This is a genomic window from Streptomyces sp. NPDC037290, from assembly GCF_055603245.1.
Window position 1 is genome coordinate 114,996 of sequence record NZ_JBVJVZ010000016.1, and the last position, 26,678, is coordinate 141,673.

Here is a 26,678-nt window from a genome sequence, read left to right on the forward strand (position 1 = left end):
CCGTGGCAGGTGCAGTGGGCCGCGAGCGGGCACCCCTCGGCGCGGGACCGCTCGGCCGGGTCTTCGACTGGCCGCGCTGGCCGCTCACCCGGGGGCGGCTGGCCGCGGCCGCGTGCGCGGCCGCGTTCGCGGTGGCCCTGTGCGCGGACGCCGGCTCCTTCCGGGCCGCGGGCGTCCTCGTCCTGGTGGAGACGCTGCTGCTCGTCCTGCCGTGGCGGCTGCCCAGGACCGAGCGCTCGGTCGCCGGATTCTGGGCGGAGACCGTCTGCGGCCTCCTCGCGCCCCTCGGCGCGATCGCCGTCGCCGCCTGGTCCGGCGCCCCCTGGCTGCGGCAGCCGGGAGCGCCGCAGTGGTACGCCGTCGGCGCCGTGCTCGGCGGCGCGCTGCTGTGGCTCGGCGGCATGAACCTGCGCGCCCTGGCCACCGGCGAGCTCGCCTTCCTCGCCGGTCCCACCCGCCCGGGCCACGGACATGCGCGGGCCACCGCGATCCTCCTCGGCCCGTTCGGCGAGGAGGCCCTGTACCGGGGCCCGGTCCTGGCGGCCGCATCGGCCCAGACCGCCGCCCTGCCCCTGGGGCTGCTGGCCGCGGCGGCCTTCGTCGCCCGCCACCACATCTCCCCGGGCGCCAACGGCCGTGACTCCACACGCGCCATGGCGGTGGAGGTGAGCGCGGCCGCGCTGCTGCTCGCCCTGACCGTGCTCTCGCACTCCGTCTACCCGGCGCTGCTGGCCCACCTGCTCAACAACGTTCCCTCCGCCGTACTCCAGATCCAGTGCGCCCGCTCCGGAAGGGCAGACACCCCGTGACCATCGACTTCTCCCGCTGCCTGCCCGAACTGGCCGGCCGCGGGCTGCTGCCCGCCGCGTACCGCTCCGCCTTCGTGGTCGGCTCGCTGGCCCGGGGCTGGGCCAACGCGGCGAGCGACGTGGACATCTACGTCATCGGAGACGCACCGTGGCCCGGCCCGGTGTCCTCCGCGATCCGGGTGCCGCTCAGCCACCCCGACGTGCCCACCGAGAGCTGGTACACCGACGACCGGCGCTGGGAACTGAAGTACTGGACCACCGGCCAGCTGACCGAGATCCTCGGCAAGGTCTCCTGGGACAGCTTCGAAACCGCCGCGCCGATCGGACAGTTGCTCAGCCGCGACGAGGAGCAGCTGCTGGAACGGCTGCTGTTCTGCCGGCCGCTGGACGGGGAGGACTGGATCGCGGACCGGCAGGAGGAGATCCGCGCCTCGGCCTTCGGCGCGTCGGTGGTGTCGTACTGCCTCGCCAACGCCGACGACTTCGTGGACGACGCGCTCGGCCAGCTCGCCGAGCAGGACACCGTGAGCGCGGTCCTGTCGGCACGGCAGGCGTTCGGACACGCCGTCGACGGTCTGCTCGCCTCCCACGGGGAGTGCAACCGCCTGGTCAAGTGGCGGGCCCGGCGCATGCTCGCCGCCCGGCCGAAGGCGCTGTCCTTCGAGCGGTACTGGGCGGTCGAGACCATGGCCGACTTCGACGCGGCCGCCCCGGAGACATGGGTGCGGGACGTGGTCGCCCTGTGCAAGAACCTTTCCCTGCAAGTGGAGGTCTGAGAGATGACGACCAGTCCGGTGGCCGACAGCGTGCCCCTGCTCCGGCCGGAGGCGCGGTTCAGGAGGTTCCGGGGCAGGACGATGGTGGCGAACGGGCCGAACGCCCTGGAGCTGTCCGAGACCGCGGCCTTCCTCCTCGCCCTCATCGACGGACAGCGCTCCGTGGCACAGCTCGGGGCGCTGCTCGCCGAGGAGTACGGCATCGACGCCGAGGAAGGGACCGCGGACACCCTGGAGCTCGTCGCCGACCTGGCCGAGTCCGGAATCCTCACGCTGGGAAGCTCCTGAGCCACCGGCCCGGCCCAGCAGCCACAGGGGGCGCGCTCGCCCGGCAACCACCACTGTCACGAAAGATTGGGAACCCTCGATGTGCGGGATTGTCGGGCTCTTCACTGGCTGCTCCGCCCTCGCCTACTGTCCCCGCCGGGCCCTCGCCCCGGCCGGCCCCGCGCCGGCCGGACAGGGCCCACCGCAGGACACCGGTGAGCCGGGCGAGGTGTCGTACACCAGCCCGTTCCCGCGCTGGCACGAGCGGGCCGCCGTCCGCCGCTCACCACGGCGCGTGCTCGACGACTCCCCGTCGGAGACGGCCCGTTACTTCTCCCCCGACCTGGTTCCCGTCGCCCGCCACCGGCTCGTCACCGGGCTGCGCCCCGAGCTGTTCGACGAGATCCTCGTCCAGCACCTCTACCGCTACCTCGACTTCACCGCCAAGCTGGAGACGCTGGTCGTCAACCGCACCGTGCTGGGCATCGCCACGGGCTCGGTCGGTGTCGGCCTGCCCGAGGAGATGCGCTTCGACGCGTACAAGATCTACTGCGACGAGGCCTATCACGCGCTGTTCTCGGTGGACCTGATGCGCCAGGTGCGCGAGGCCACCGGGATCCGTCCACTGCTGCCCGAACAGCCCTACTTCCTGCGGCGGCTGGCGCAGATCCAGGAGTCGCTGGCGCCCGAGGACCGGCCGCTGGCGGAGCTGCTCTTCGTGACCGTCTCGGAGACCCTGATCTCGGCGAGCCTCGCCGAGCTGCCGGCCGACGACACCGTGCTGCCCGCCGTGCGCGAGTCGATCCGTGACCACGCCGCCGACGAGGGCCGCCACCACGCGTACTTCGCGACGTTCCTCCGGTACCTGTGGGCGAGCCTCGACGCGGCGGGCCGGCGGTCGGCGGCCCTGCTGGTGCCGCGCCTGGTCACCGCGTTCCTGCAGCCCGACCGCGACGCCATCCGCGCGGAACTGCTGGAGTACGGGCTGTCGCGGGACGACGCCGAGCAGGTTCTCGCGGAGGTCTACGACGAGGAGACCGTGGCCGCGCACACCCGGGCGACGGCCAAGCGGACCCTGCAGTACTTCACCGCACTGGACGTACTCGACGACCCCGAGACGAAGGAGGAGTTCCGTGTGCACGGACTGCTCTGACCGTGACCCCAGCGCGTCCGCGCCGGTGCCGGCCACCGGTGCGTGGCTGCCCGGCCGGCCGGAGGGGCGGCGCTCGTGGTGCGTGCTGCCGGAGCCGCTGAAGCTGGAGTCGGGGGAGGTCCTGCCCGAGGCGGTCCTCGCCTACGAGACGTGGGGCACACCGGCGCCGGACGGCTCGAACGCGGTGCTGCTGCTGCACGCGCTCACCGGGGACAGCCACGCGGCCGGGCCGGCCGGCCCCGGTCATCCGACACCGGGCTGGTGGGACGCGTGCATCGGGCCGGGCCGGGCGCTGGACCCGGAGCGCTGGTTCCTGGTGGTGCCGAACGCGCTGGGCGGCTGCCAGGGCAGTACCGGGCCGTCGTCCCCGGCACCGGACGGCCGGCCCTGGGGCAGCCGGTTCCCGGCGGTGACCCTGCGGGACCTCGCGGCGGCGGAGGCCGTCCTCGCCGACACCCTCGGCATCGCGCGCTGGGCGGCGGTCATCGGTGGCTCGATGGGCGGGATGCGGGCGCTGGAGTGGGCGGCGAGCCATCCGGAACGGGTGGCGCGGCTCGGTCTGCTGGCCTGTCCGGCGGCTTCGTCGGCCGACCAGATCGCCTTCTCCTCGGCGCAGGTGCACGCCATCACGGCCGACCCGGGCTGGCACGGCGGCGACTACTACGACGCGCCCGACGGACAGGGACCGCACCGCGGCCTGGGAGTCGCCCGGCGCATCGCCCACCTCACCTACCGCAGCGCGGCGGAGCTCGACGAACGCTTCGCGGCCCGGGCCCAGGACGGGGAGGACCCGTTGACCGGTGGCCGGTACGCCGTCGAGTCGTACCTGGACCATCAGGCGGCGAAACTGGTGCGCCGGTTCGACGCGGGCAGCTACGTGGCGCTCACCCGCGCCATGAGCGGCCATGACGTGGGCCGCGACCGGGGCGGGCTGCGGGCGGCGCTGGCCCGGATCCAGGTGCCCACGGCGGTCGCGGGCATCACCGGCGACCGGCTCTTCCCGCTCTGGCAGCAACGCGAACTCGCCGACCTCCTGCCCGACTGCGCCCACTTCCGGGTGATCGTGTCCGCGCAGGGCCACGACGGCTTTCTCACCGAGACCGAGCAGGTGTCGGCCTTCCTGGCCGACGTCCTCGCCTGACACCATCCCAGGGGACCAGCATGGCCAGCACCACGTCCGACGGCGCCGCCCGTTCCCAGGCCCAGGGCCAGGCGCGGCCGCGGCCCGAGTGGTCCTTCGAGACGCGTCAGATCCACGCCGGCAGCGCCCCGGACCCGACCACGGGAGCCCGGGTCGTGCCGATCTACCAGACCGGCTCCTACGTCTTCGACGACGTCGACCACGCCGCCCGGGTCTTCGGCCTGGAACAGCCCGGCTACATCTACTCCCGCGTGCAGAATCCCACCAGCGAGGCGTTGGAGGCCCGGCTCGCCGACCTCGAGGGCGCGCTGGAGGCGGTGGTGTTCGCCTCCGGCCAGGCCGCGATCACCACGTCGCTGCTCAACATCTGCGGCGCCGGGAGCCATGTGGTGGCCGGCGCGGCCCTGCACGGCGGCAGTTACAACCTGCTGCGCTACACGCTGCCCTCCTACGGCATCGAGACCACCTTCGTCGACGACCCGGACGACCTGGACGCCTGGCGGGCGGCGATCCGCCCGCAGACGCGGATCGTGTTCGGTGAGACGGTCGGCAACCCGCGCAGCAATCTGCTGGACGTTCCGGCGCTCGCCGGGATCGCGCATGCCGCCGGGGTCCCCCTGATGATCGACAACACGGCCCTGTCCCCGTACCTGCTGCGCCCGCTGGAGCACGGCGCGGATCTCGTGGTGCACTCCACCTCCAAGTACCTCTCCGGGCACGGCACCCTGATCGGCGGGGTCCTGCTGGACGGCGGCAGTTTCGACTTCGGTGCCGATCCCGCACGTTTCCCGGAGTTCAACGAGCCCGACGCCAGCTTCCACGGGCTGCGGTTCTGGCCGCGGTACGGTCCCGGCGCGTTCGCCAGGCGGCTGCGGACCCGGCTGATGCGGGACATGGGCCCGACCGCCGCGCCGATGAACAGCTTCCTGGTGCTGCAGGGGGTGGAGACGCTCTCGCTGCGCATGGCCCGGCACGTCGAGTCCGCGCTGGAGCTGGCCACCTGGCTGGAGAGCCGGCCCGAGGTGAGCGCGGTGCACTATCCCGGGCTGCCGTCCAGCCCCTGGTACGAGCTGTCCCGGAAGCTGACCCCGCGCGGCGCGGGCGGTGTGGTGGCCTTCGACCTGGCCGGGGGCATGGCGGCCGGGGCCCGGTTCGTGGACGCGCTGGAGCTGATCAGCCATCTGGCCAACCTCGGTGACGTGCGCACCCTGGTGGTGCACCCGGCGAGCACCACGCACTACCAGCTCACCGACGAGCAGAAGCTCGCCGCGGGCGTCACCCCGGGCCTGATCCGCCTCTCCGTCGGTCTGGAGGGCGTCGACGACCTCAGGGCCGACCTCGCGGCCGGCCTCGCGGCGGCGGGCACCGGCCCGTCGGGAACCGCCGCATGACGGTCCTCGTCCTGCACCGCGGCCCGCTCGCCGACAGCCCCTACCACCGGTGGCTGGCCGCCCATGACGGCCCGATCGTGCTCCTCGCCTCGGCCCGGCACCTGGCGCCCGGCGAACGGCTGCCCGTGGAGCACGAGAAGTACGCGCACGCCGAGATGTTCGACGACTACGACGACTGTCCCGAGGTCGAGCGGCGGGCCGCCGAGCTGGCCGTCAAGTTCGGCTGCACGCACGTGGTGGCGTGCGCGGAACGCGACCTGGAACGGGCGGCCCGGATCCGCGAGCGGCTGGGCCTGCCCGGGGCGCGGCCCGCGGTGGTCACGCCGTACCGCGACAAGTGGCGGATGCGGCGCCTCGCGGCCCGCGCCGGGGTACCGGTGGCCGCGCAGGCGCTGCTGACGTCCGGCGACGCGTTGCGCGCCTTCGTCGCCGAGCACGGGCTGCCGGTCGTGGTGAAGCCGCGGCGCGGTGCCGGCTCGGTCGGGGTGCGCGTGCTGGCGAACGCCGAGGACGCCGAGGCGATGGCGGCCGGGCCGGTGGCGACCACCCCGGAGCGGGAGCCCGCGCGGTTGGTGGAGACCTTCGTGCCCGGGGAGATGCTCCACGTCGACGGCGTGGTGCTCGACGGGCGGATCGTCACCATGTGGCCGTTCGCCTACCTGTTCCGGCTGGCGTCCTTCCGCGAGGACCGGGGCGCGCGTCTGGACCTGTCCCTGGACCCCGCCGATCCGCTGACCGGACGGCTGCTGGAGTTCGCCGAGCGGGTCCTTTCGGCCCTGCCGCGCCAGCGCGACCACGCCTTCCACATCGAGGTGTTCCACACCCCCACGGGTGAGCTGGTGCTGTGCGAGGCCGCCTGCCGCCCGCCGGGGGCGGCCCTGCGCCATGTGCACCGGGCGATGTTCGGCTTCGACCCGGCCGAGGCCACGGTCCGCGCCGAACTCGGACTGGGCGGGACGGGGCCGGCCGGGCGGCCGGCGCCGCGCGCCATGGCCGGGCAGCTGCTGATCATGAAGCGTCCCGGGCGGGTACGGAGCCTGCCGCACCGTGTGGAGGACGCGGCCGGTGTCGTCTGGCACCGCACCAACGCGGCCGTCGGCGGTGTGCTGTCCGCGCCGACGGCCTCCAGCGACGTCCTGACGGCCACCGTCGTCACCGGCGCCGACCGCGCCGAGTGCGAGCAGCGGATGCGGGCCCTGGGCGCCCGCATCCTGGCGCAGACGGAGATCGAGCCGGGGCAGTGAGCCCGGCCGGGTCAGGGCCCCGGCTCCTCCGGCCGCGTCCGCAGCACGAGTTCCTCCTCGAGCAGGCGCGCGCAGTGGGACAGGGCCGTGTCGGTGTCGGGGCCGGTGACCGCCAGCAGGCCCAGGCGGTCCCAGTTGTCGCGCAGGGGGCGCACACGGTCGCCGGGGCGGACGGAGACCTCCGCGGCGAGTACCTCGGGGCGCGAGGCGAGGCGTTCGACGCCGTCGACCTCCGTGACCACGCCGGGGCTGCGGTGGACGAAGAGGGTGCAGGCGGCGGCCAGCGGCGCCGGGTCGTCGGGCAGTTCGGGCAGCAGGCGGAACGGCCAGGCGATGGTGTGCGAGGCGAGGTCGACGCCGTAGGCGCTGTGGACGAGTTCGTTGATGCAGCCGCCGCCGATGCGGTTGTGGGACTCGATGACGACGGGCCCCGCGGGACCCAGCCGCACCTCGGTGTGGGCGGGGCCGTCGGCCAGACCGACCGCGTCGAGGAAGGCGCGTACGGCCCGGGCGATGCGGTCGCGGTCGGCCGGTCCGATGCGGGCCGGGACGGCGTGGCCGAGCTCGGCGAAGTGGGTGTCGGAGACGGTCTTCTCGGTCACCGCGACGACCACGTGCCGGCCGGCGAAACTGAAGGTCTCCACGCTGAACTCGGCTCCGGGAACCCACGCTTCCGCGATGAAGCCGTCGAGGGTGAACATGCGGGACTTGCGGTCGCTGCGGCTGCCGTCCAGCTCACGCACCCGCTGCCACACCGCCGGTGTCTCCCCGGGCGCGGACACGCGCATCACGCCGAGGCCCGCGGCGCCGTTGAGCGGTTTGACGATGAAGGGGTAGCCGGCCCGCTCCCCGAAGGCGCGCAGGTCCTCCTCCCGGGTGACGGGGGTGAACGGCACGGCCAGGGACGGGTGCTGGGACAGGTGCTCGCGCATCCGCTGCTTGTCACGCAGCCGGGCCACGACCTCGGACGGGGGTGAACCGGGCACGCCGTGGAGTTCGGCGAGGCGGGCCGCGGGGTGCAGCCCGGCCTCGGTGAGGGAGACGATCGCGTCCGGCTGCCACTTGCGGAACGCCTCGTCGGCCAGGCGCAGGGCGGTCGGCCAGTCGGTGTAGTCGTCGACCAGGACGCTGTCGGCCCGGTCCGCCTGGTGCGCGCTCATCCGCTCAGGGTGCTGGACGAGCACCACGCGCAGCCCGAGTGCCCTGGCCTTGTCGACGGTGGCGTCCTTGCCGCCGAACAGCAGGACGGTACGTCCGTCGGCGCTCATCGCGTGCTCCCTTCCGGGCCGTCGGCCCCGGCGTCGATGTCCAGTGCGTCGAGGAACCAGTCGCTCGCCCGCCGCAGCCGTTCCTCCACCTGCGCGCGGGTGTCGCCGTGCGCGACCATCCCGGCCATGAAGTCCGCCGAGGCCGCCGGGCCCGGACTCCACATCCCCGGCCGCAGTGGTGTCTCGTAGCCGGTGACCCAGGGGAAGGGCACCCGGTCGGGGATGGCCCGCACCAGGCCGCGGCGTTTGAGGAAGGTGACCTCACCGGCCAGCCGGGCGGGCCGCATCCGGCCGCCGTCGCGCGGGACGGGCACCGGCAGGTCGCAGCCGGCCCTGACCCACGCCTCGGGGAAGTGCACGCCGAACATGGTGCGCAGGACGACGGAGATCAGTGCGCCGCCGTTCCGGCTGGCGATCTCGCACAGGACGAGCCGGTCGTCGGGGGTGTGGAACATCTCGGCGTGGAAGGTGGTGTGGCGGGGGGTGGGCAGGGCGTCGATGACGTCCTCGGTGAAGTCCATCACCCGTGCGTTCATGGGGTCGTCGTGGTCCAGGGCCACGTCCAGGCGGGGGCCGGGAGTCATGGCGAAGTCACCGAGGCGGTAGTGGTAGACCGACGGCCAGGCGGCGGCGATGCGTCCGTCGAGGACGATGCCGTCGACGTGGTACATCGTGCCCTCCACGAAGCCCTCCGCGAGCATTCCCGCCTGCCCCGAACTGAGCTTCCATGCCTGGGGGTCGGCGATGAGCGTCTCCACGTCGTCCGGCGTCCGCAGCACCCGCAGGCCGACCGATCCGGCGCTGTCGCGGGGCTTGACCACGACCGGCAGGCCCTGCTCCGCGGCGAAGGCGCGCAGCTGACCGGGCTCGTCGACCGGCCGGTGCGGGGCGACGGGGATGCCGCCCCGGACGGCGTGCTGCTTCATCACCAGTTTGTCGCGGAAGGCGCGGGCGCTGACCTCGCTCTGCCCGGGCAGGCCGAGCAGGTCCCGCAGACGCCCGGCCGGCTCCAGGTCCCGCTCCTGCGAGGCCACGACATACCGGAAGCGGTACTTCTGGTCGAGCTCCAGGGCCCGCTCGACCAGCTCGGTGCCCTCCTCGTACCCGGCGAGCGACTCGGTGTGCAGGTAGCTTCCGCCGGGCTCGGGCAGGGTGTCACCGGTCTTCTTCAGGGACGCGGCGGAGGCGAGCAGGACGAGGGGCAGCGGCGCGTCCCGCAGCCACTCGGGGTAGGGCCGCCGGGCCAGCGGTCCGCGGTTGAGGATGAGGATCGACATGGTGCGGTCTCCGGATCAGCTTCGTCACGTGGTGGGAACGGGCTCGCCGGGTGCGCACGCGGCTGCCGTGCGCTGCTCCCGGCGGACCCGGACCGGCACCCGCAGCAGCAGCGCGGCGCCGGTGCCGAGGACGCCGAAGAGCAGGGCCATGCCGGCGGGCGGCACCACCGAGCCGATGATCACGCTCAGCGAGGCCGTCAGCCCCGCCGCGCGGGTGCGCAGCCCGTACAGGGCCATGTACTTGGACCGGTGACCGGGATCGACCAGGTCGGCCATCAGCGCCTGCCGGACCGGTACGTGCATCAACTCGCCGACGGTGTACACCACGGACAACGCGATCAGACCCCACGGGCTGCCGGTGACGGCCAGTCCCATGAACCCGGTGATGAACAGGGCGATCCCCGTGTACATCCGTACGGTCTCCGGCAGCCACCGCACCAGCCGGCCCACTACCAGGGCGAGCACCACGACCAGCACCGTGTTCAGGGTGCGCAGCAGCGCGAGCATGCCCACGCCGTCCAGGTGCACCCGCCAGGAGCCCAGGTGCAGCAGCGTCTGCGGCCGGAAGTGGGCAGCCAGGTGAATGCCCAGGTAGTACGTCAGCTGCTGCTCCACGGACGTGATGAGGATCGCCGCCAGTACCAGACGCAGGAAGACCCGGTCGGCGGCGGCCCGGGCGTAACCCCGCAACGCCGCGCCGACACCCTGGCCGGCGCCGGCACCCGGCGTCGTGCGCTCGGGCCGGGTCTCGGTGAGCCGGGTGAGCGTGACCGTCCACACGGCGGCCGACAGGATCAGCCCGAGCAGCAGCAGCGCGGCGAAGTGCGCCCCGTAGAAGAGGCCCCCGACGGCCGCGCCCGAGGCGAACGCCAGGTTCATCAGCCAGTAGTTGACGGTGTAGAGCGCGGCCCGCGTGCCGGGCGTGGCGATGTCCGTCATCACCGCGTCGGCCGCGGGGAAACCGAGCGCGCCCATGCAGCTGTTGAGCAGGAAGCAGCCGTAGGCCAGGGCGGTGCTGTGCCACCAGGGCGAGTTGGCCAGGAACATGCCCGCGTAGGCCACCACCACCCCGCCCTCGGACAGCAGCAGGGTCGGCCGCCGTCCCCGCGCGTCCGACAGGTGCCCGCCCACGAAGGTGCACACGATGGTGGCGGCGACCACCACCAGCAGCAGCAGACCGGTGGTCGCGGACCCGTAGCCGGTGGCCAGCAGGATCGCCACCAGCGGAGTGAGCATGAAGTTCAGGAACCGGTTGACGAAGGCCACCGCCAGCCGCACCCGGATGAGGGGATGCGCCCGCAGGGGACTGACGGGCGCGGGCCCCTGCCGCGGGGCCGGGTCAGCCATGGCCGCCCGCTGCCGCCGCGCCGGCCGGTGCCGTGAACTCGACCAGGGGTGAGCGCAGTTGGGCCCGCAGCGCCTCGCGGTAGATCTTGCCCGACTCGGTGCGCGGCAGCTCGTCGGCGAACTCCACCACCGACAAGCCGGCCAGATCGCCCTCGCCACGGGCGTGCCTCAGCAGCGCCTGCGCGGTCACCGGGCCCGCGTTCCAGCCCGTGGCCGCGACCACGTACGCCTTGGCCACCAGGGGCGCGTCCCCTTCGGCCGTCTCCGGCACGGTGACCACGCCCACCTCGTGCACCGCCGGGTGCTCCAGCAGCACCGCCTCCAGCGCGGCCGGCGCCACCAGCCTGCCGTCAGCGGTCCGGAAGACGTCCTTGACCCGGCCGATGAAGGTCAGCGAGCCGTCACCCTCCCGGCGTGCCAGGTCGCCCGTGCGGTACAGCGGCAGCGACGCCGGGTCCGCGCCGACGCGCCGGCCGTCGTCGTCGAGGTAGCCGTGCATCAGGCTGGGCAGCCCGGGGGACAGGTCCAGGCAGACCTCGCCCTCCCCGGCCGGGGTGTCGCCGTCCACCGGACACAGCACCACCTCGCAGCCGGGCAACGGCCGCCCCAGCGACCGCGGGTCGTCCCCACCGCCGGAGGTGACCCCGGTCATCGCGGTCACCTCCGACTGCCCGTAGCCGTTGCGCACCGTCACACCCCAGGCCTCGCGCACCGCGGTCACGATGTCCTGGGTCAGCGGCTCGCCCACGCTCATGGCCTCCCGCAGCACCACCCGCCGTCCGCTCAGGCCCGCCCGGACCAGGGTCCGCCAGATGCTGGGCGGCGCACAGAACGTCGTCGCCCCGGTCCGCTCCAGCGCCGCCAGCACGAACTCCGGATCGGCGTGCCGGGTGTCCACCGACACGATCGTCGCCTCGGCGTTCCAGGGCGCGAAGAAGGAGCTCCACGGGTGTTTCGCCCAGCCCGGCGAGGAGATGTTGAGGTGCACGTCACCGGGCTGGAACCCGGCCCAGTACATGCCCGTCAGATGACCCACCGGGTAACTGACGTGCGTGTGCGCGACCAGCTTCGGCCGCGCCGTGGAACCGGAGGTGAAGAAGCAGCTCATCACCTCGTCCGCGGGCGTCGGCCCCACGTCCGGGCGCGGCCCGCGGTGCCGCAGGGAGTCGCCGTACGCCTGCCAGCCGGGTCGTGCGCCACCCACGGTCACCCGCACACCGGGCACGTCCGCAGCCTCCAGGGCGCCCGCGACCGACTCGGAGGCCACCACGTGCCGGGCACGGCTGCGCCGCAGCCGCTCGTGCACCTCGGCGGCGGCCAGGGTGGTGAAGACGGGGACGGCGACCGCGCGCAGCTTCATCAGCGCGAGCAGCAGCTCCCACACCTCGACGCCGTTGTCGAGCAGCAGCAGCACCCGCTCGCCCCGGCCCACCCCCAGCGCCGCCAGCCACGCCGCCACCTGGTCGGAGCGGGCCGACAGGGTCAGGAAGTCCACCTGGGCGTCACCGTCGGGGGTCAGCACCCGCAGCGCCGTCGCCCGGTTCCCGGCGGCGATCACGTCGAACCAGTCCACCGCCCAGTTGAAATGGGCGAGCGCGGGCCAGGCGAACTCCGTACGGGCCCGCCCGAGGTCGGCGGTGTGCCGCAGCAGCACATCGCGCGCGGCCCGGAAGGCGGCGTGCGGGGACAGGGCGTCGGGTGTGCCGGATGCGGTGGGGGACGGCATGGTGTGTCTCCTCGTGGGCGGCCGCGTCAGGGGCCGACGTGGCGGCGGACGACGTCGAGCGCGAGGGCGTCCGCCTCGCGGTGGAAGGCGGTACGGCTGCCGGGGCGCCCGTTGCCGATCTGGGTGAACCAGCGGAGCCCCTCGGTCGGGATGCCGATGGCGTAGAGGCCGCCGGCCGGCCGGCCCGCCGGGTCCAGCAGCCGTCCGGTGGCCGCGCCGACCCGCAGCGACGCGGCGTCCGGCCCGGCCGCGTTCCAGGTGGCGGCCACGCCGTCGGCGACCAGCCGGCCCAGCAGCGGGTCCCCGTCCTCGCCCGGCCGGGGCGACGGGACGCGCGTGTCGACGACGGCCTGCACATGCCGCAGGGAACCCGCCACCGCGGGCGACTCGACGGTGAACAGCTCCCGGCCGGGGTCGAAACCGAACCGCACCCGGGGGCCGACCACCCGCACCAGCCCCGCCCGGGACAAGGCCAGGAACTGCTCGGTGCGCAGCGGCGGCGGACCGGTGGACACCAGCGACAGCATCGGTGCGATGTCCCGGAAGAAGTCCTCGCCCGGCGCACCCGGCACGAGCCCGTCACACTCCACGGCCGCCCGCAGCAGGTCCCGCGCGTCCCGGATCACGTCCAGGGCCGCCTTCAACGGCCCCCGCGCGTTGCCCAGCCGCGCCTGCGCCAGATCCTCCTCGAGCAGCTCGTGCAGGGCCTGGCCGTACTCCTCGGGCGAGGCGAAACGACGGCCCGTGAACGGCCGGGCCAGCCGCTCCAGATCCAGCGGGGCCTCGTCCGCCACCCCGTGAGCGGCAAGCACCGGCTGCCAGCAGGACCGGTCGGCACCCGCCGCGACCAGCGCCCCCGCCAGCCGCCCGGCCCGCTCCGCACCGTCCCGCTCACGCACCAGGGTCTCGTACCTGACGAGGTCGATCTCGGCGCGGAGCAGCGGCAGGACCTCCGCCGCGAAGTCCAGGCGCGCCGAACCCCGTTCCCGCACCGCCCGCTCACGCAGCCGTGCCAGCGCCCGCGGGGTGAACAGCCGCGGCCGGAAACCGCCGTGCGCGCTCTTCTGGTTGTGACCGCGCGTCCCGATCGGCACACCGCTGCGCGAACCGGCGTACAGCACCGGCTCCTTGCCGCTCGGCTCGTACTCCAGCAGACCCTTGTGGCGCCGGAACTCGCCCCCGCGGCCGGCGGTCAGCGACAGCAGCAGGTCGTAGAACGACAGGCCGAGGCCCAGGACGCCCACGTCGGCCTGCGCCGGTATCGCGTCCAGGTCGAACTCGGCGACCGCGTCCCCGGCGAAGTGCAGCAGCCACGGGTGGTCGGCGGCGACACGGGCCAGGCCGGCCACCGGGTCCCGGCGCTGAGCCGGACTGTGCCCGGTGGCCAGGACGACGGCGTCGGCCTCCACGTGCCAGGCGGCGCCGTCGGACTCGAGCCGCAACCGGTGCCGGTCACCGGACCGGGTCAGTGCGGTGACCCGGCCGACCGTCTCCGTCACGTCGGCGTAGGGGCGCAGTGCCCGGACCACCGTGTCGTACACATGCCGCAGGTACCGGCCGTACACCCGGCGCGGTGCGTAGTCGTCCGGGCCCAGGGAGCCGTGCTCCGTGCCGCTCTGGGTGCCCAGCCATGCGGAGAACGACGGCAACGGGCACAGCGCGTCGCCGTCGGGCGCCATGGTCAGCTCGCCCACCACCGTGTTCATCAGCAGCCACGGCGGCTGATCGGTGCGCCAGACCCGCCCCGCACCCAGCTGGACCGCGTCCGTCAGTACCACCCGGGGGCGCGGGACGCCGGGGCGGCGCGAGAGGTGGTGGGCGAGCCGTTCGAGTACCGCGATGCCGCGTGGCCCGGTCCCGACGATCGCCACCGTCACCCCGGCCGCGGTCCCCTCCGCGCCCGGATCGCTGTCGGACGGGTTCACTTCTGCCAGCGCTCGGTCTCTGCGAAGAAGTCGCCGATCGGCGTCGTACGCCCCGACTCCACCGCGCGCCGGTGGATGTGGGAGCCGACGGCCAGGTCGAGGATGCCGAGGCCGAAGGGGGAGAAGACGCGCGGCTTGGCGGCGTCGAACTCCAGCTTGCCGAGCAGGGCCTCGGCCAGCGTCCCGTCGATGAAGTCCCGGTTGCCGCAGGCCTGTTCGGCCAGGTGCGGGGAGGTCTGGGCGGTCAGGCAATGGTCGATGTCGTCGACCACGTTGTTCGACGCCAGGATGATCTCGGGGGCGAGGTCGCGCAGCGAGATGTTGAGCACCGTCTGCCCGGCGCAGAAGACGTCGGTGCCGGTGATGTAGGGGGCGGCGGCCGTCGTCGCCAGGACGACGACGTCGGCGCCGCGCACCGCGGAGTCCAGGCTGTCCGCCGGCGTCGCGGCGATCCCCAGCGTCTCGCGGGAGTACGACACCAGCGCGTCCGCGTAGCCGGGCACCTGGTCGTACACGGCGAACTCGCCGATGTCCCACTGGCCCGCGGCGAAGAACTCCAGGATGTTGCGCGCGATGACACCGGCGCCCACGACGGCGATGCGCGACGCGCGGGTGGACCCGTGCAGGGCCTCGGCGCCGAGGACGCAGGAGGCGGCGGTGCGCGCGGCGCTGATCTGGGACGCTTCCAGGCAGGCGAACGGATAGCCGGTCGCGTAGTCGTTCAGCAGGAGGACGGCGGAGGCCCGGGGGACGTTGCGGGTGACGTTCTCCGGGAAGCTCGCGATCCACTTGATGCCGGCCACGTCATGGTCGCCGCCGAGGTACGCGGGCAGCGCGATGATCCGGGCCGAGGGCTTCTCGGGGAACCGCAGGAAGTAGCTGTTGGGGTTGACCGACTGCCCCGACTCGTGGGCCAGGTAGGCCTCTTTCACGACCTGGAAGATGTCCTGCCGTGACTCGGAGATGACCTCACGGGCGACCGTACCGCTGACTACATCGAACGTGAACAAGGCGTTTCCTTCTCGGGGCTGTGAGGGCGCGTGAGAGCCTCGACGGCGGGGGTGGGGTCGATGCCGAAGCGAGCGGCGACCCAGTCGTCGTCGTACACGGTGCTGAGGTAGCGCTCGCCCATGTCCGGCGCGAGGGCCACCACACGGGAGCCGGACGGGATGTCGGCCGCGGCGCGCTGTACGGCCGTGAACACCGAGCCGGTCGAGCCGCCGGCCAGCAGGCCGTGCCGGCGGGCGAGCATCCGGCAGGTGCGCACCGCCTCGGTCTCCTCGACCAGCACCACCTCGTCGACCAGGTCGGGGCGGCAGATCTCGGGAGCCCTGCTGGTGCCCAGGCCGGGAATGTGGCGGGGGCCCGGGGCGGTGCCGAAGGTGACCGAGCCGAGGGTGTCGACGGCGATGATCCGGGTGTGCGGCGAGACCTCACGGAAGTGGGTGGCGCATCCGGTCAGGGTGCCGGTGGTGCCCGCGCCGACGAACAGGAAGTCCACGGCCCCGATCGCGGCGAGGATGGCCGCGGCCGTACGCCTCTGGTGGACCTGTGGGTTCGCGGGGTTGGCGTACTGGTTGGGCCACACCAGCAGGGGGTCGTCCGCCAGCATGCGCTGGATGTGGGCGATCCGCGTGCCCAGGAAGCCGCCGTTGGCGTCCCGCTGGTCCACCACGGCGACACTCGCTCCGAGGGCACGCATCAGGTCCACGTTGTGCGGTGCGGCGTTGACGTCGGTCACACAGGTGAACGCGTAGTCCTTCGCCGCGCAGACCGTGGCCAGGGCGACCCCGAGGTTGCCCGAGGAGGACTCGACGACGCGTGCGCCGGGAGTCAGCAGCCCGCGCCGCTCGGCGTCCTCGACGAGCCCGACCGCCGTCTTGAGCTTCACGGAGCCGGCCGGGTTCAGTCCCTCGATCTTGAGGAACAGCTCGCTGCCGGGGAGCACGTCCGAGAACCTCAGGAAGACGTCGTCGGTGACGAGGTCGCACACGGAGTCCCTGATCACCGGACTCCCCGGCGCGGCTGCACCAGAGCCTCCAGCACCGCCATGGCACTGGTGAGCTTCATCTCCGCCTGGGTCCAGGCGAGCGACCGGTCGCCCTCCAGCACACGGGCCGAGATCTCGTCACCGCGGTGGGCGGGCAGGTCGTGCATGACGACGGCCCCGGGCCAGCGGCTCATGAACGCCGTGTCGATGTACAGATGGCGGAACTCCTCCCGCCAGTCCGCGTTCGGCTTCGACGTCCCCGTGGTCTGCCAGCGGGTCGTGTACACCACGTCCGCGGCGTCGGGGGCCTCGTCGAGCGTGTGGACCTGCCGGACGGTGGAGCCGCGTTCGGCGGCCCGGGCGCGGGCGGCGGCCAGTTCGGCCTCGGGTATGCCGTAGCCGGACGGGGTGAGCAGGGTCAGCTCGATCCCGGGGTAGTGGGCCAGGCCGTGCGCCAGGGCCACGGCGCTGTTGTTGCCCTCGCCGACGTACAGCACCTTGATGCCGTCCAGGGAGCCGAAGTGCAGGCTCATGGTGGCGAGGTCGCAGATGCCCTGGGTGGGGTGCTCCTCCTGGCCCATGGCGTTGACCACGGGGAGGCCGCCGTACCGGGAGAGGGTCTTCAGCTGGGCCACGGGCCCCGCGGTGCGTGCGACGAGGAGGTCGAGCATCCGCCCGAAGACCCGCCCGGTGTCCTCCAGGGACTCGCCGGTCTCCAGCTGGAGGTCGTGCGGACCGTAGCTGATGACCCGGGCGCCGAGGCGCAGGGCCGCGGTGGTGAAGGCCGTACGGGTGCGGGTGGATGTCTTGGTGAACAGGATGCCCGCGATCTTCCCGCGCAGCGGCTCCTCGTGGTCCGTCCGGTCGGCGAAGAACTCACAGGAGCGGCGGACCAGTTGGTCGAGGTCCTTGTCCTCCAGGTCGGCAAGGGAGAAGACCCCCGACTCCGGAACGCGCTCAGGCAGTCCCAACAGGGATCGGCCCGCTGCCAGCATGTCTCATGTCTCCTGTCGAGTCGTCACAGCAACCCGGCGGCCGTGAAGGCGTCCCGCGCCCCGGGGACGTCCAGCACGCCGGTGGTTTCGAACAGTTGGAAGGTGTGCCGTGCGGACGCCCGGACACCGCTTTGGAGTTGCTTGGGGGCGTAGGTGTCCGCGACGACCTCGCGCACGGCCGCGTCGCTCAGCCCGGCCGCGGCCAGGGAGGCGCGCACCGGCACCAGGTCGGGCAGGAGGCTGCGGCTGACCAGCTCCGGCAGACAGCGCGAGGCCCGCTCGCGCAGCGCCGGGGTCATGCCGTGCCAGAGTTCCTTGAAGAAGGCCGCGAAGTAGGCGTGGTGGCGCCCCTCGTCCTCGGCGTGGTCACGGACCACCTCGCGGATCGTGCCGACCACGCAGGGGTCCTTCGGCACGTCCTTGAGGATCGAGGTGACCAGGGTCTCGAAGACGACCACCTGGAGCAGTTGCACGAGGACGGGCTCGCCGGGCAGGACCTCGGCGCCGATGCCGTCGAGACGGCCGAGGAACGGCGTGAAGTCGTAGTCGGGCGTCTCGATGCCCGTCGCGTCCCGCACCTGTTCCACCACGTCCAGGCTGTACAGCGCGTGGTAGGCCTCGTCGCAGTAGATCTTGTACGCGTCCAGGCGTACCGGGGAGGGCAGGTGCAGGCCCGATGTGCCGTCCGCGATGCGTGCGGCGGCGCGGTTCACCACGCTCGTCTCGAAGTGCATCGTGAACTGCATGTACTGGTAGAGGTGGCGGGCCACGAGGCCGAACCGCTGCCGTGACTCCAGTGCCCGCACCAGTGGATGGTCCAGGTAGGGGATCAGTTTCTCGGGAAAGAGGGTCTTCCCCGCTTCCAGTTCGTCCCCGATTACCCGCCGCGGGTCGGTCCGCACCCCGGCCTTTTCGTACCAGCCGTCCAGCGGCGACTTCATGCGACTTTCTCCAGCCTTTGTTAAATCCCTGTCACCGCGGACACCATCAGCCACAGTCCGACGGCACACAAAGCGGTCCCCGCGCCCCTTTCCAGAAACCTGCGCCATCTCCCGGTACGGAAGACGTCACCCATGCGCGCCACCAGAACGCCATAGGCGAGCAGCGACAGGAAACTCAGGGCGATGTGAATCGACGCCAGCAGCGTGGCGGGCCCGAGCGCCGATCCGTGGGTGGGCAGGAACTGCGGGAGCAGGGACGTGTAGAAGACGCCCACCTTGGGGTTTCCCAGGCTCGTCAGCGCACCCTGCCGCCAGTCCCGGCCGGAGGGCAGCTCGCCCTCCGCCGCCGCCCGGTTCGCGGCCATCAGCGCCTGCACCCCGAGAAGGACGAGATACGCGGCGCCGGCCGCCCTGAGGACGGCGAAGAGCGTCGGAGAGGCGGCGACGGCGGCCGCGAGGCCCGCCGAGGACAGCAGGGCCCAGGCGGCCAGCCCCATGCACACGCCGGTCGTCGTCCGCACGGCGCTCCGGGGGCCGCCGCTCAGGGTGTTGCGCACCACGACGAGCGTGTCCGCTCCCGGGACGGCCACCACGAGCGCTGCCAGCGCCGTATAACCCGCGAGGCCGGTCAACGTGCCGCTGTCAGCAGGAGACGGACGGGGCGACGCGCAGACCGAAGATCAGATCCCACCGAATGTCACTCACCGTGGTGAGGGGCGCGAAACGGGAGCGTATGAACGAGCGCGTGGCCATCCGAATTCTCCTATTGTTACGAATTCAAGTAATGCCGCTCGTGGCGGCATCGCCTCGCCACACTCGCTCACCAGCCCGGCCGATCTCCAGCATCGTGGGCATCATCTCCATGCATTGCATGAACATGAGTGCACGGCAGGCGTAACGCCGGCCGCAGGAATGGGTACTTCAGCTTCCTGCACTGCAGCAAACTGGGCCGGCCCGGGATGGACCGGCATGCCGCCGCACCGCACAGTGGAACGTCGAACCGGCTGTCGCCCACGGCCTCGCACCCGTGCAGTGGACCCGAGAGAAGAGACCACCTTTGTCCGTACCCCCGCCCGCCACCGGCAATCCCGGCCCGCTGTGCCGCCGTTCGGCCACCGCACCGCTGCGCATCGGTGTCCTGGTCTCCGCGACCGGCGCCAACCTCAGCACGCTGCTCGGCATGCGGGACGCGCGGCCGGACGAGTTCGAGGTCTGCCTCGTCGCCTCGCACGGGGAGCGGGTCAGGGCACTGGACGTGGCACGCCAGGCCGGAGTCGAGGCGTGGACGGGTGACTTCGACCGCCACTGCGGCACCGCCTCGGCCGCCCGTGACGCGGAAGCCCGCGCGCGGTACCGGGCCCGGGCCCGGGAGTGGCACGACGGCCTGGCCGCACGGCTGGCCGACTGGGAGCGGCGCAACGGCGAACTGGACCTGGTCGTCCTCGCCTACCACCGCTGGATCGAGGGCCGGCTCCTGGAGCAGTACCGGGGACGCATGATCAACCAGCACCCGGCCGACCTCTCGGTCCTGACCGACCGGGGCGTGCGGGCGTTCACCGGCAAGGACCCCGTACGGCTGGCGATGGCCGCGGGGCGCCCGGCCACCCGGACCTCCTGCTTCCTGGTCGACGAGACCCAGGACGGAGGGGCGGTGCTGGCCATGGGACCTGAGGTGCCCGTGGAGGAACGCCGGCCGACCGCCGAGGACGCCTGGCAGCAGGAGCTGGCGCAGAAGAGCCGCAGCGACCGCCCCTGCCTGCAGTGGACCGTGCGGGCGTTCGCAGCCGGCCGGCTCGCGCTCGGCGAGGGCACGCACCCCGACGGAAGCCGCGTGGTGCTCGTGGATGGACGGCCGACACCGTTGGGCGGCCGACGGCTGACCGAGGAGGCCCACACATGACCGGACCCGAGAACACAGCAGGCATCCCCGCCTTCGCCGGAGCGGGCAACCTCGTGTACCGCGAGCCCGACGTCCCCCGCTTCGTCTCGGGCGAGGGCTGCTGGCTGACGGCCGCCGACGGACGCCGGTACCTGGACGCGGAGGCCGCCAACGGCACCGTCGCCTGGGGCTACGACGCCGCGTTGCTGCGCGAGGCGCTGGCGCGCTGCGAGCAACTGCCCGCCCTGCCCTCCTTCTGCGAGTCCGAACTGCGGCTGAAGGTGCTGGCCCGGCTGGAGCAGCTGGTGTCGGGCGCCCTCGGCACGCCCGGGCGCGTGGAACTGGACCTCGGCGGCGCCCAGGCCATGGAGACCGCGCTGCGCATCGCCTTCGCGGCCAACGGGCCCGGCACGGTCGTCGTCTTCGAGGGGTCCTTCCACGGCCGCTCCGGGGTGACGAGCATGCTGAGTTCGAGCCCCCGCTACCGGGAACTGCTCGCCGCGTGGGGCCTGGAAGTGGTCCGGCTGCCCAGCCCGGACTGCCGGCGGTGCCCGCACTCTCCCGTCGGCGGCTGGTGCGCGGCGGGCTGCCGCCAGGCCGTCGCCCGCTGGGGATCGGAGCTGAGCGGGGTCGGCGGCAACGGCTTCCGCCGCAAGGTGTCGGCGTTCGTCTTCGAGTCCGTACAGAACGTCGGCGGCATGGTGGAGCCCGATCACGAGCTGCTGCGCTCCGCGGTGGCGCACGCGCGGGAGCAGGGCGCGGTGGTCATCGCGGACGAGATCTTCACGGGCATGCACCGGGTCGGACCCCGCTGGGGCTTCCAGCGCGCCGGCGTGGTCCCGGACGTGGTGGTCACCAGCAAGGGCCTGACCAACGGCGGTGCGGCCCTGAGCATGGTGTGGTCGCGCGAGCCCCTGGGCCACCCCGAGCGGTACCGGCCCGGCAGCCACTCCTCCACGTACATCGGCATCCCGCACGCACTCGCCGTCGTCGACACGGTGCTGGACCGCTGGGAGCGGTGGACCACGGTGGACAAGGACATCCTGCTCCTGGAGGAGGCGCTGCGGCAGCGGCTGTCCGCCGTCGCGACGCGTCACCCCTCCCTGGTGCACGGCGTCGACGCGATGGGGGGCACGGCGCGCATCGTCCTGAACGGGCCGCACGCCGGCCGGCTGCGCCACCTCTTCCGCTCCGCGCACCCCGAGGCCGGGGTACTCGTCGCGACGACCGGCATGGCACCCGACGTCATCAACGTGCATCCGCCCCTGGTCATCGGCGAGCCCGAACTCGACGTCTTCGCCGAGGTCTTCGACACCGCGCTGAACGGGATCGCGTGATGGGAGTGGAGACGGAGCGCAAGTTCCTGGTGCGCCGCGGCTGGCGCGAGGCGGTGGTCCGGACCCGCGAGATCCGCCAGGGCTACGTGTCCGAGAACCCCGAGCGGGCCGTGCGGGTGCGGATCACCGACGGGCAGTCGGCGGTCCTCACCGTCAAGGGCCCCCGGGAGGGCGCGCGCAGACCCGAGTTCGAGTACTCCGTTCCGCTCGCCGACGCCGCGGAGATGCTCGCGCGGCTGTGCCCGCAGCCGCTCGTGGAGAAGGTGCGGCACTATCTCGGCGCACCGTACGGCGGCTGGACCGTGGACGAGTTCTACGGCTCCAACGCCGGCCTCGTCCTGGCCGAGCTCGACGCCGATGACGCCGCCTCCGTCACCGACCTGCCCCCGTGGATCGCCGCGGAGGTCACCACCGACCTCCGCTTCGACAACGCCCGTCTGCACGCCGACCCGTACCCCGGCTGGGCACCGCCCGCCCCCGTCACGCCGCGGCCGCGGGACCCCGCCCACGCCGAGCTGGTGATCTTCGACAACGACGGCGTACTGGTCGACTCGGAGCCGATCGCCAACCGGGTGCTCGCCGCCCTGCTCACCGAGTCCGGGTTCCCCACCACCGTCGAGGACAGCATCCGCCGCTACATGGGCGGCACCCTGGACCGCGTGCGGGACATGGTCCGCGCGGACACCGGACGCGAACTGCCGGCCGACTTCGCCGCGCGCTACCGGGAACGGCTGAAGGCGGCGTTCGAGCGGGAACTGCGCCCCGTTCCCGGGATGCCGGACCTCCTGGCAGCCCTGGCCGAGCGGGGGACCCCGTTCTGCGTCGCGTCGAGCTCACCGCGGGACCGGCTCCGTCTCGCGCTCAGGGTCACCGGGCTCGCCCCCCACTTCGGGCACCGGGTGTACTCGGCGGACGACGTCCTGCGCGGAAAACCCGCCCCGGACCTGTTCCTGCACGCCGCCGTGCGCATGGGCGTCGACCCGGCGCACGCGGTGGTCGTCGAGGACAGCGTGCCGGGGGTCGACGCGGCGGTGGCCGCCGGCATGACCGGCATCGGCTTCGCGGCGCGGACCCCGGCCGGCCGGCTGAGCCGTGCGGCGCACGTGGTCCGTGACACCGCGGACCTGGCACGGCACCTCGGCCTGCCCGCCGTCGTGCCGGCGTGAGCCCGCCCTGTCCCGCTCAGCCCACGGCCGGCTCGTCGAGTTCCTGGACGTCTTCGGCGTCCAGGATGCCCGAGGTGGCGATCAGCACCCCCAGCTGGCAGCGGCTGCGGGCGCCGAACTCCTCGTAGATCTTGGATATATGGCCCCGGCAGGTGCGCACGCTCACGCCCATGCGGCGGGCGATGGTGTCGTCGGTCTCCCCTTCGGCGAGCAGCTTGATGATCGACATCCGGACGTCGGACAGCAGGGTCTTCACCTCCGACGCCCGGTTGCGGGTGGAGAAGGGGGTCGCGAGGTTCCAGAACCGCTCGAAGACCGCGACCAGGAACTCGACGACGGCCGGCTGGTGGATGGCGAGCGCGATCTGCCGGTCGCTGCGGGCCGGTATGAAGGCGACCTTGCGGTCGAAGATGATCATCCGCTCGGTGCACGCGTCGATGCTGCGCACGGCCCCGCCATGACTGGTGACCTGCTTGACGTACTGCCGGGTGGCGGCATGGAAGCGGGCGGAGTGCTGGTAGATGGTGCGCATCTGGACACCGCGCTCCAGCATGGAGCGGGTGGGTTCCCAGGACGCGGCCAGGCTCTCGGCCCTGCGGCCCCCGCCGGGCTGGACGGTGAGCACTTCCTTCGTGCAGCGCGCCGACGCGACCTCCAGCTCGGAGTTGATGGCGTCGAGCCCGACCAGCGTGCTGAACTCCTTGCCGTCCTCGGTCCCGTGGACGGCCTTCTCGTAGGTGACCTGGTAGCGCCCCAGGCCGGCGCGGAGCTGTTCCGCCTCGCGTTCGAGGTTCTTGATCTGGTCGTCCAGCGGGGTGAGCAGCCGGGAGGCCGCGCTGCGGGGCGTGGAGACGGCGAAGGCGTTCCCCTCGCCCAGCAGAGGAACCAGCAACTCGTACCTGCCGAGGCGCTCGGCGGCCGCAGCCGCGCGCTCCTCGCTCCAGCCCAGCAGCCTCGCCGCATCGGGCAGCGTCATGACTTCCTGACGGACCATCAGGTGATAGAGGTCCACTGAATCAGCCTCTGACCCAGCGAGTTCTCCCTGCTCAAGCTCTGGTTCCTGCATGCTTTCCCCCGAGTTCGCCTGCTGTACCAACGCGCGTAGACAGTAACAGCGGGAGATGTGCATACCGTAAGTGAACGCTTGATGCCGCTCCGGGTAACACGGAGCGGCTGAACGGCCCGACGGAAGCGAAGGCCGCCGGGCGGCGGGCATCGAGCCCCTCGGCCTGGGCCAAGCGGAAACAGGTGGGACTGGCGGGGCTGACGGGGCCGAGGCTGACGGGGCTGGCGGGGCAGACGGGGCTGAAAGAGACGGAGGCCGATGCGGCCGGCCCGCGGGCGGGGGCGGGCAGGTGGCCGGCGCGACCCCCGCCAGGGCCTGTCCGGCGGATCAGGCCGGGTTCAGGCAACGGCGCCGTGCCGGCGTGGGCGAGCGGGGCATGGTGCGTCCAGCTGAGGGCGGAGGAGGGCGTCGACGCGGAGCGTCGGGGCCGACGACAACGCCGCAGACGGGCGTGCCATGCCCCGCGACTCCGGCATGATCCGCCGGACAGGCCCTGGCCTAGGCGGCCTTGGGGGGCGTCGTCCGCGTGCCCGGGGCGGGCTCCTGCGCGTCCTCGGGCCAGAAGATCCCGTCTTCTCCGAAATCCGGGGCTCGGAAGGGCTCTGTGGCAGGAGGCGGCGGTACCGCGGTGGAACGGGTGGGTTGTCCTTCCAGGGCGGAGAACAGCGACGTCGGGTCGATGAGAGGTCTCTCTTTCGGTACAGGTCCCTGATGAGGCCTGGTCTGCCAGGACCGGGCACGGCGGTCCTACAGCTTGGTCATCTTGGTGTACGGGCTCAGGATCCGCATTTGTGCCGAGCCGAAATCCACGAGCGCCGCGATGCCGTCCTCGATGCCGACCACGCGGCCGAGGCCGTACACGTCATGGGTGACCTGGTCGCCCATGGCGAAGTGCTTGGGAGCCGGTCTGACCGGGGCCTTGAAGGGGCTGGTAGGCAGATGACGCTTCTGTGCAGGGGGCTTTGTCATGGCTCAGTATGAGCCCAAGTGGAACCGGCTCGCTGTGGCCGTCGGCACAGATCACGACGGGAACGCTACCGTCACGCCCCTGACCTGGTGTTTTCGAGAGCCGGAAATCTCCAGCACGAGGTGCCTCGACCTGGCCTGGGCCCCCTTCCCGGCGCTGGCTCGCTCAGCCCGGCGCGTTGCGCCGGGGTCCTTTGACAGCAGTGCCGGAGCTGGGCAAGGTCCTGGCAGCAGTGGACCGTGTACCGCGACTCAACGAACCCTACTGACATGATCGCGGCGTCCCAGGACCAGGGTCCGCCATCGTTCTGGGCATCGAGGACCGCGTGGTGGAAGCACAGGGCCAGTTGCAGTTTGGCCGCGGCGTAGGAGATGCCGGAGGCGCCGATTTCCGCGAGCTGGACGGCCCACCACACGTTCCCCAGCACCCGATGGTGCCGCCCAGCCCAGACCAGCCTCCCGGCGGCCTCCACCGCCGCAGGGAAATCTCCGGAGGCTCGGCTCAGGTGCGCCAGACCCCGTCGAGCGGCGCAAGCGAGCCGACCGCCGGCGGACGCGACACGCTGCATGCCGCGGCGAGAATCATCGGTCAACCCGAGGTCTCGCTGGGCCTTCGCCCGGTAGTACGCGGCCCGTTCGACCAGCCCGTCAGGGGCGGCGTCTGCCGCGGCGCCCACTGTCAGCTCCCGACCACGGGACCACATCTGAACAGCGCCTGATCACCACCACTTTAGGAGTTCGGTCGATCCTCGGCACTGCCAGGGGACCATGCAGTCACACTCGCCGTGTCGGACCGTCCAGGAGTGCTGGCGTCCGGCTTCATTGAGGTCACCTGGGGATGTCAGAACGGAGCAACCCGCGCTCGCTCTCGATGAGAACGCCACCCTGCGCAAGCCGAGCAGGCTCCGGCCGGCCAGCTCCGCCGGTACAGCTTGCGGTAGGTCAGGTGACCCGCGGAAACTTCTACCCAGCTAGTGGGCGGAATGGTGCCTGCTGATCACCTTCGTTGACCGTGGCTGACCCCTGCACCTGGCACGACCGTGGCACGCGACGAGCGGACGGCTCGGGAGCGGCCGACTGCAGCGGGCTGAGATGTGCCACTACTGCAGCCAACGAGTCGTCGCCAGAATGACTGGTATGACGGCATTGCTAGCCTTACTGGCAGCCCCGGCCGGGGCCGTGATGACCACCCTCATTGGTGTGTTCACCGGGAGCATGGTCGGCAGAAGAGCTCAAGACCGCCACTGGATCAGGGAACAGCAGGCGGCAGCATGCGCGCGCGTGCTGCGGGAGTCCTCCTCAGTGCTCGTGGACCTCAGCGACATGGACCGCGACCGCCCCGACGACATCCCCCAGGGCGTGCTGGCCCCGACCACAGTTGACTGGCGCCCCTGGAACGAGGCCCTCGGCATCGTCAACCTCGTTGCCAGTAAGGACATTGCAGAAGCCGCACACGCCATTGACGAAGAGATCTGGCGGTTCCACATAGCCATTCGACGGGGTCTGACACCCGACGAGAACTGGATGGACCTTCGAGGGAGAGTGGTTGCAGCACAAGGAAACTTCATTGCCGTCGCCCGTCGTCATCTCTCGCTCGCCGGAGAACCGCTCCAGCGCCTTGACGGACGTCCCGCCCCCGACGACGCGATCTGGCAGACAGGGCGGTTCCAGACTCCAGCCTGATCCGAGGCAAACCATCGCTCAGTGTGCGGCACCCATGGTTGCCGTACTGCCGTGCTGTACCGCACACCGCCTATCTCGGTGATCGCCCTCCAGGTCTTTGTGGCTCGATCTGTCCGAGGCGCACCGCCGTTAGTCACCGGCAAGAGCGTCGTAGATCGCTTCATCCAACTCCTGGCGCAGCGGTGCGACTAGTCCGTTCCACAGATCCTCGCGCTCCTGCCTTGACTCTAGGCGTCCTAGGGCGCGTATCGAGTCGTGATCAATCAGCGGGTTTCACTGTCTCGGCGGGGCACCGACGCCGACCCTCCAGCCGTGCCAGAGGACCCGCTGA

Annotated in this window: 23 protein-coding genes; 11 read left to right on the forward strand and 12 right to left on the reverse strand. The window is 72.4% G+C overall.

Annotated features, from left to right (window positions below):
* The first annotated feature begins 2 nt into the window (after positions 1-2).
* The 7 genes from ACZ7HQ_RS35760 to ACZ7HQ_RS35790 all read left to right on the forward strand — a co-directional run bounded on the left by ACZ7HQ_RS35760 (position 3) and on the right by ACZ7HQ_RS35790 (position 6,781).
* A complete protein-coding gene (locus tag ACZ7HQ_RS35760) occupies positions 3-809 on the forward strand; it encodes a CPBP family glutamic-type intramembrane protease (protein WP_470999138.1) in 807 nt (268 codons plus the stop codon).
* A complete protein-coding gene (locus ACZ7HQ_RS35765) occupies positions 806-1,585 on the forward strand; it encodes an Mce/MlaD family protein (RefSeq protein WP_470999140.1) in 780 nt (259 codons plus the stop codon). Before ACZ7HQ_RS35760 ends, ACZ7HQ_RS35765 begins: the two co-directional genes overlap by 4 nt.
* A 3-nt stretch (positions 1,586-1,588) precedes the next feature.
* Positions 1,589-1,873 carry a PqqD family protein gene (locus tag ACZ7HQ_RS35770; RefSeq protein WP_470999142.1) on the forward strand — a complete coding sequence of 95 codons (285 nt, stop codon included), beginning with the start codon at positions 1,589-1,591 and terminating at the stop codon, positions 1,871-1,873.
* A 79-nt stretch (positions 1,874-1,952) separates the two neighbouring features.
* The gene (locus tag ACZ7HQ_RS35775) at positions 1,953-3,005 is read left to right on the forward strand and encodes a diiron oxygenase (protein ID WP_470999144.1); all 1,053 of its coding nucleotides are present in this window, start codon (positions 1,953-1,955) and stop codon (positions 3,003-3,005) included.
* The gene (metX, locus tag ACZ7HQ_RS35780) at positions 2,986-4,146 is read left to right on the forward strand and encodes a homoserine O-acetyltransferase MetX (protein WP_470999146.1); all 1,161 of its coding nucleotides are present in this window, start codon (positions 2,986-2,988) and stop codon (positions 4,144-4,146) included. Before ACZ7HQ_RS35775 ends, metX begins: the two co-directional genes overlap by 20 nt.
* A gap of 20 nt (positions 4,147-4,166) precedes the next feature.
* Complete coding sequence (locus ACZ7HQ_RS35785; protein ID WP_470999148.1) at positions 4,167-5,537, forward strand: O-acetylhomoserine aminocarboxypropyltransferase/cysteine synthase family protein; 1,371 nt, start codon at positions 4,167-4,169, stop codon at positions 5,535-5,537.
* A complete protein-coding gene (locus ACZ7HQ_RS35790; RefSeq protein WP_470999150.1) occupies positions 5,534-6,781 on the forward strand; it encodes an ATP-grasp domain-containing protein in 1,248 nt (415 codons plus the stop codon). The genes ACZ7HQ_RS35785 and ACZ7HQ_RS35790 overlap by 4 nt, the downstream gene beginning before the upstream one ends.
* An 11-nt stretch (positions 6,782-6,792) precedes the next feature.
* Here ACZ7HQ_RS35790 and ACZ7HQ_RS35795 read toward each other — a convergent pair whose 3' ends face one another.
* Genes ACZ7HQ_RS35795 through ACZ7HQ_RS35840 form a run of 10 tightly spaced genes read right to left on the reverse strand, consistent with a single transcriptional unit; the run spans position 6,793 to position 18,882 of the window.
* A complete protein-coding gene (locus ACZ7HQ_RS35795; protein WP_470999152.1) occupies positions 6,793-8,049 on the reverse strand; it encodes an ATP-grasp domain-containing protein in 1,257 nt (418 codons plus the stop codon).
* Positions 8,046-9,326, reverse strand: a complete 1,281-nt coding sequence (locus ACZ7HQ_RS35800; protein WP_470999154.1) for an ATP-grasp domain-containing protein — start codon at positions 9,324-9,326, stop codon at positions 8,046-8,048. Before ACZ7HQ_RS35800 ends, ACZ7HQ_RS35795 begins: the two co-directional genes overlap by 4 nt.
* 24 nt (positions 9,327-9,350) lie before the next feature.
* On the reverse strand, positions 9,351-10,673 hold the full coding sequence (locus ACZ7HQ_RS35805; protein ID WP_470999156.1) for an MFS transporter: 1,323 nt from the start codon (positions 10,671-10,673) through the stop codon (positions 9,351-9,353).
* Positions 10,666-12,399 carry an AMP-binding protein gene (locus ACZ7HQ_RS35810; protein WP_470999158.1) on the reverse strand — a complete coding sequence of 578 codons (1,734 nt, stop codon included), beginning with the start codon at positions 12,397-12,399 and terminating at the stop codon, positions 10,666-10,668. Before ACZ7HQ_RS35810 ends, ACZ7HQ_RS35805 begins: the two co-directional genes overlap by 8 nt.
* A gap of 26 nt (positions 12,400-12,425) precedes the next feature.
* A complete protein-coding gene (locus ACZ7HQ_RS35815; RefSeq protein ID WP_470999160.1) occupies positions 12,426-14,324 on the reverse strand; it encodes an FAD/NAD(P)-binding protein in 1,899 nt (632 codons plus the stop codon).
* Positions 14,321-15,334, reverse strand: a complete 1,014-nt coding sequence (gene sbnB / locus ACZ7HQ_RS35820) for a 2,3-diaminopropionate biosynthesis protein SbnB (RefSeq protein ID WP_470999161.1) — start codon at positions 15,332-15,334, stop codon at positions 14,321-14,323. The genes ACZ7HQ_RS35815 and sbnB overlap by 4 nt, the downstream gene beginning before the upstream one ends.
* Positions 15,316-16,332 (reverse strand): 2,3-diaminopropionate biosynthesis protein SbnA, encoded by a 1,017-nt coding sequence (gene sbnA / locus ACZ7HQ_RS35825; protein ID WP_470999163.1) that lies wholly within the window; start codon positions 16,330-16,332, stop codon positions 15,316-15,318. Before sbnA ends, sbnB begins: the two co-directional genes overlap by 19 nt.
* Positions 16,329-17,309: an ornithine carbamoyltransferase gene (locus ACZ7HQ_RS35830; RefSeq protein ID WP_470999165.1), complete on the reverse strand. Its 981-nt coding sequence runs from the start codon at positions 17,307-17,309 to the stop codon at positions 16,329-16,331. The genes sbnA and ACZ7HQ_RS35830 overlap by 4 nt, the downstream gene beginning before the upstream one ends.
* Positions 17,310-17,332: 23 nt before the next feature.
* Positions 17,333-18,250, reverse strand: a complete 918-nt coding sequence (locus ACZ7HQ_RS35835) for a diiron oxygenase (RefSeq protein ID WP_470999167.1) — start codon at positions 18,248-18,250, stop codon at positions 17,333-17,335.
* A gap of 20 nt (positions 18,251-18,270) precedes the next feature.
* Complete coding sequence (locus ACZ7HQ_RS35840; RefSeq protein ID WP_470999169.1) at positions 18,271-18,882, reverse strand: LysE family translocator; 612 nt, start codon at positions 18,880-18,882, stop codon at positions 18,271-18,273.
* 425 nt (positions 18,883-19,307) lie between these two features.
* On the opposite strand from ACZ7HQ_RS35840, the gene ACZ7HQ_RS35845 reads away from it, so the two are divergent.
* The 3 genes from ACZ7HQ_RS35845 to ACZ7HQ_RS35855 are packed head-to-tail and all read left to right on the forward strand — an operon-like array spanning position 19,308 to position 22,632.
* Positions 19,308-20,150: a formyltransferase family protein gene (locus tag ACZ7HQ_RS35845; RefSeq protein WP_470999171.1), complete on the forward strand. Its 843-nt coding sequence runs from the start codon at positions 19,308-19,310 to the stop codon at positions 20,148-20,150.
* Entirely contained in the window at positions 20,147-21,466 is a 1,320-nt protein-coding gene (locus ACZ7HQ_RS35850) for an aminotransferase class III-fold pyridoxal phosphate-dependent enzyme (protein ID WP_470999173.1), read from the forward strand. Before ACZ7HQ_RS35845 ends, ACZ7HQ_RS35850 begins: the two co-directional genes overlap by 4 nt.
* Positions 21,466-22,632 (forward strand): HAD-IA family hydrolase, encoded by a 1,167-nt coding sequence (locus ACZ7HQ_RS35855; RefSeq protein ID WP_470999175.1) that lies wholly within the window; start codon positions 21,466-21,468, stop codon positions 22,630-22,632. Before ACZ7HQ_RS35850 ends, ACZ7HQ_RS35855 begins: the two co-directional genes overlap by 1 nt.
* Positions 22,633-22,648: 16 nt before the next feature.
* Here the strand turns inward: ACZ7HQ_RS35855 and ACZ7HQ_RS35860 are convergent, their stop codons facing one another.
* Positions 22,649-23,644 carry a helix-turn-helix transcriptional regulator gene (locus tag ACZ7HQ_RS35860; protein WP_470999177.1) on the reverse strand — a complete coding sequence of 332 codons (996 nt, stop codon included), beginning with the start codon at positions 23,642-23,644 and terminating at the stop codon, positions 22,649-22,651.
* A gap of 801 nt (positions 23,645-24,445) precedes the next feature.
* Positions 24,446-24,667 carry a hypothetical protein gene (locus ACZ7HQ_RS35865; protein ID WP_470999179.1) on the reverse strand — a complete coding sequence of 74 codons (222 nt, stop codon included), beginning with the start codon at positions 24,665-24,667 and terminating at the stop codon, positions 24,446-24,448.
* Between the two features lie 1,543 nt (positions 24,668-26,210).
* On the opposite strand from ACZ7HQ_RS35865, the gene ACZ7HQ_RS35870 reads away from it, so the two are divergent.
* The gene (locus ACZ7HQ_RS35870) at positions 26,211-26,429 is read left to right on the forward strand and encodes a hypothetical protein (RefSeq protein WP_470999181.1); all 219 of its coding nucleotides are present in this window, start codon (positions 26,211-26,213) and stop codon (positions 26,427-26,429) included.
* Positions 26,430-26,678: the final 249 nt, after the last annotated feature.

Bases quoted from the DNA above. Each gene is read 5' to 3' on its own strand.
- ACZ7HQ_RS35770 (WP_470999142.1), top strand. From the start codon at position 1,589: ATGACGACCAGTCCGGTGGCCGACAGCGTGCCCCTGCTCCGGCCGGAG.
- ACZ7HQ_RS35775 (WP_470999144.1), top strand. From the start codon at position 1,953: ATGTGCGGGATTGTCGGGCTCTTCACTGGCTGCTCCGCCCTCGCCTAC.
- ACZ7HQ_RS35835 (WP_470999167.1), bottom strand. From the start codon at position 18,250: ATGAAGTCGCCGCTGGACGGCTGGTACGAAAAGGCCGGGGTGCGGACC.
- ACZ7HQ_RS35795 (WP_470999152.1), bottom strand. From the start codon at position 8,049: ATGAGCGCCGACGGACGTACCGTCCTGCTGTTCGGCGGCAAGGACGCC.
- ACZ7HQ_RS35865 (WP_470999179.1), bottom strand. From the start codon at position 24,667: ATGACAAAGCCCCCTGCACAGAAGCGTCATCTGCCTACCAGCCCCTTC.
- ACZ7HQ_RS35830 (WP_470999165.1), bottom strand. From the start codon at position 17,309: ATGCTGGCAGCGGGCCGATCCCTGTTGGGACTGCCTGAGCGCGTTCCG.
- ACZ7HQ_RS35810 (WP_470999158.1), bottom strand. From the start codon at position 12,399: ATGCCGTCCCCCACCGCATCCGGCACACCCGACGCCCTGTCCCCGCAC.
- ACZ7HQ_RS35855 (WP_470999175.1), top strand. From the start codon at position 21,466: ATGGGAGTGGAGACGGAGCGCAAGTTCCTGGTGCGCCGCGGCTGGCGC.
- ACZ7HQ_RS35805 (WP_470999156.1), bottom strand. From the start codon at position 10,673: ATGGCTGACCCGGCCCCGCGGCAGGGGCCCGCGCCCGTCAGTCCCCTG.
- ACZ7HQ_RS35800 (WP_470999154.1), bottom strand. From the start codon at position 9,326: ATGTCGATCCTCATCCTCAACCGCGGACCGCTGGCCCGGCGGCCCTAC.
- ACZ7HQ_RS35785 (WP_470999148.1), top strand. From the start codon at position 4,167: ATGGCCAGCACCACGTCCGACGGCGCCGCCCGTTCCCAGGCCCAGGGC.
- ACZ7HQ_RS35850 (WP_470999173.1), top strand. From the start codon at position 20,147: ATGACCGGACCCGAGAACACAGCAGGCATCCCCGCCTTCGCCGGAGCG.
- ACZ7HQ_RS35790 (WP_470999150.1), top strand. From the start codon at position 5,534: ATGACGGTCCTCGTCCTGCACCGCGGCCCGCTCGCCGACAGCCCCTAC.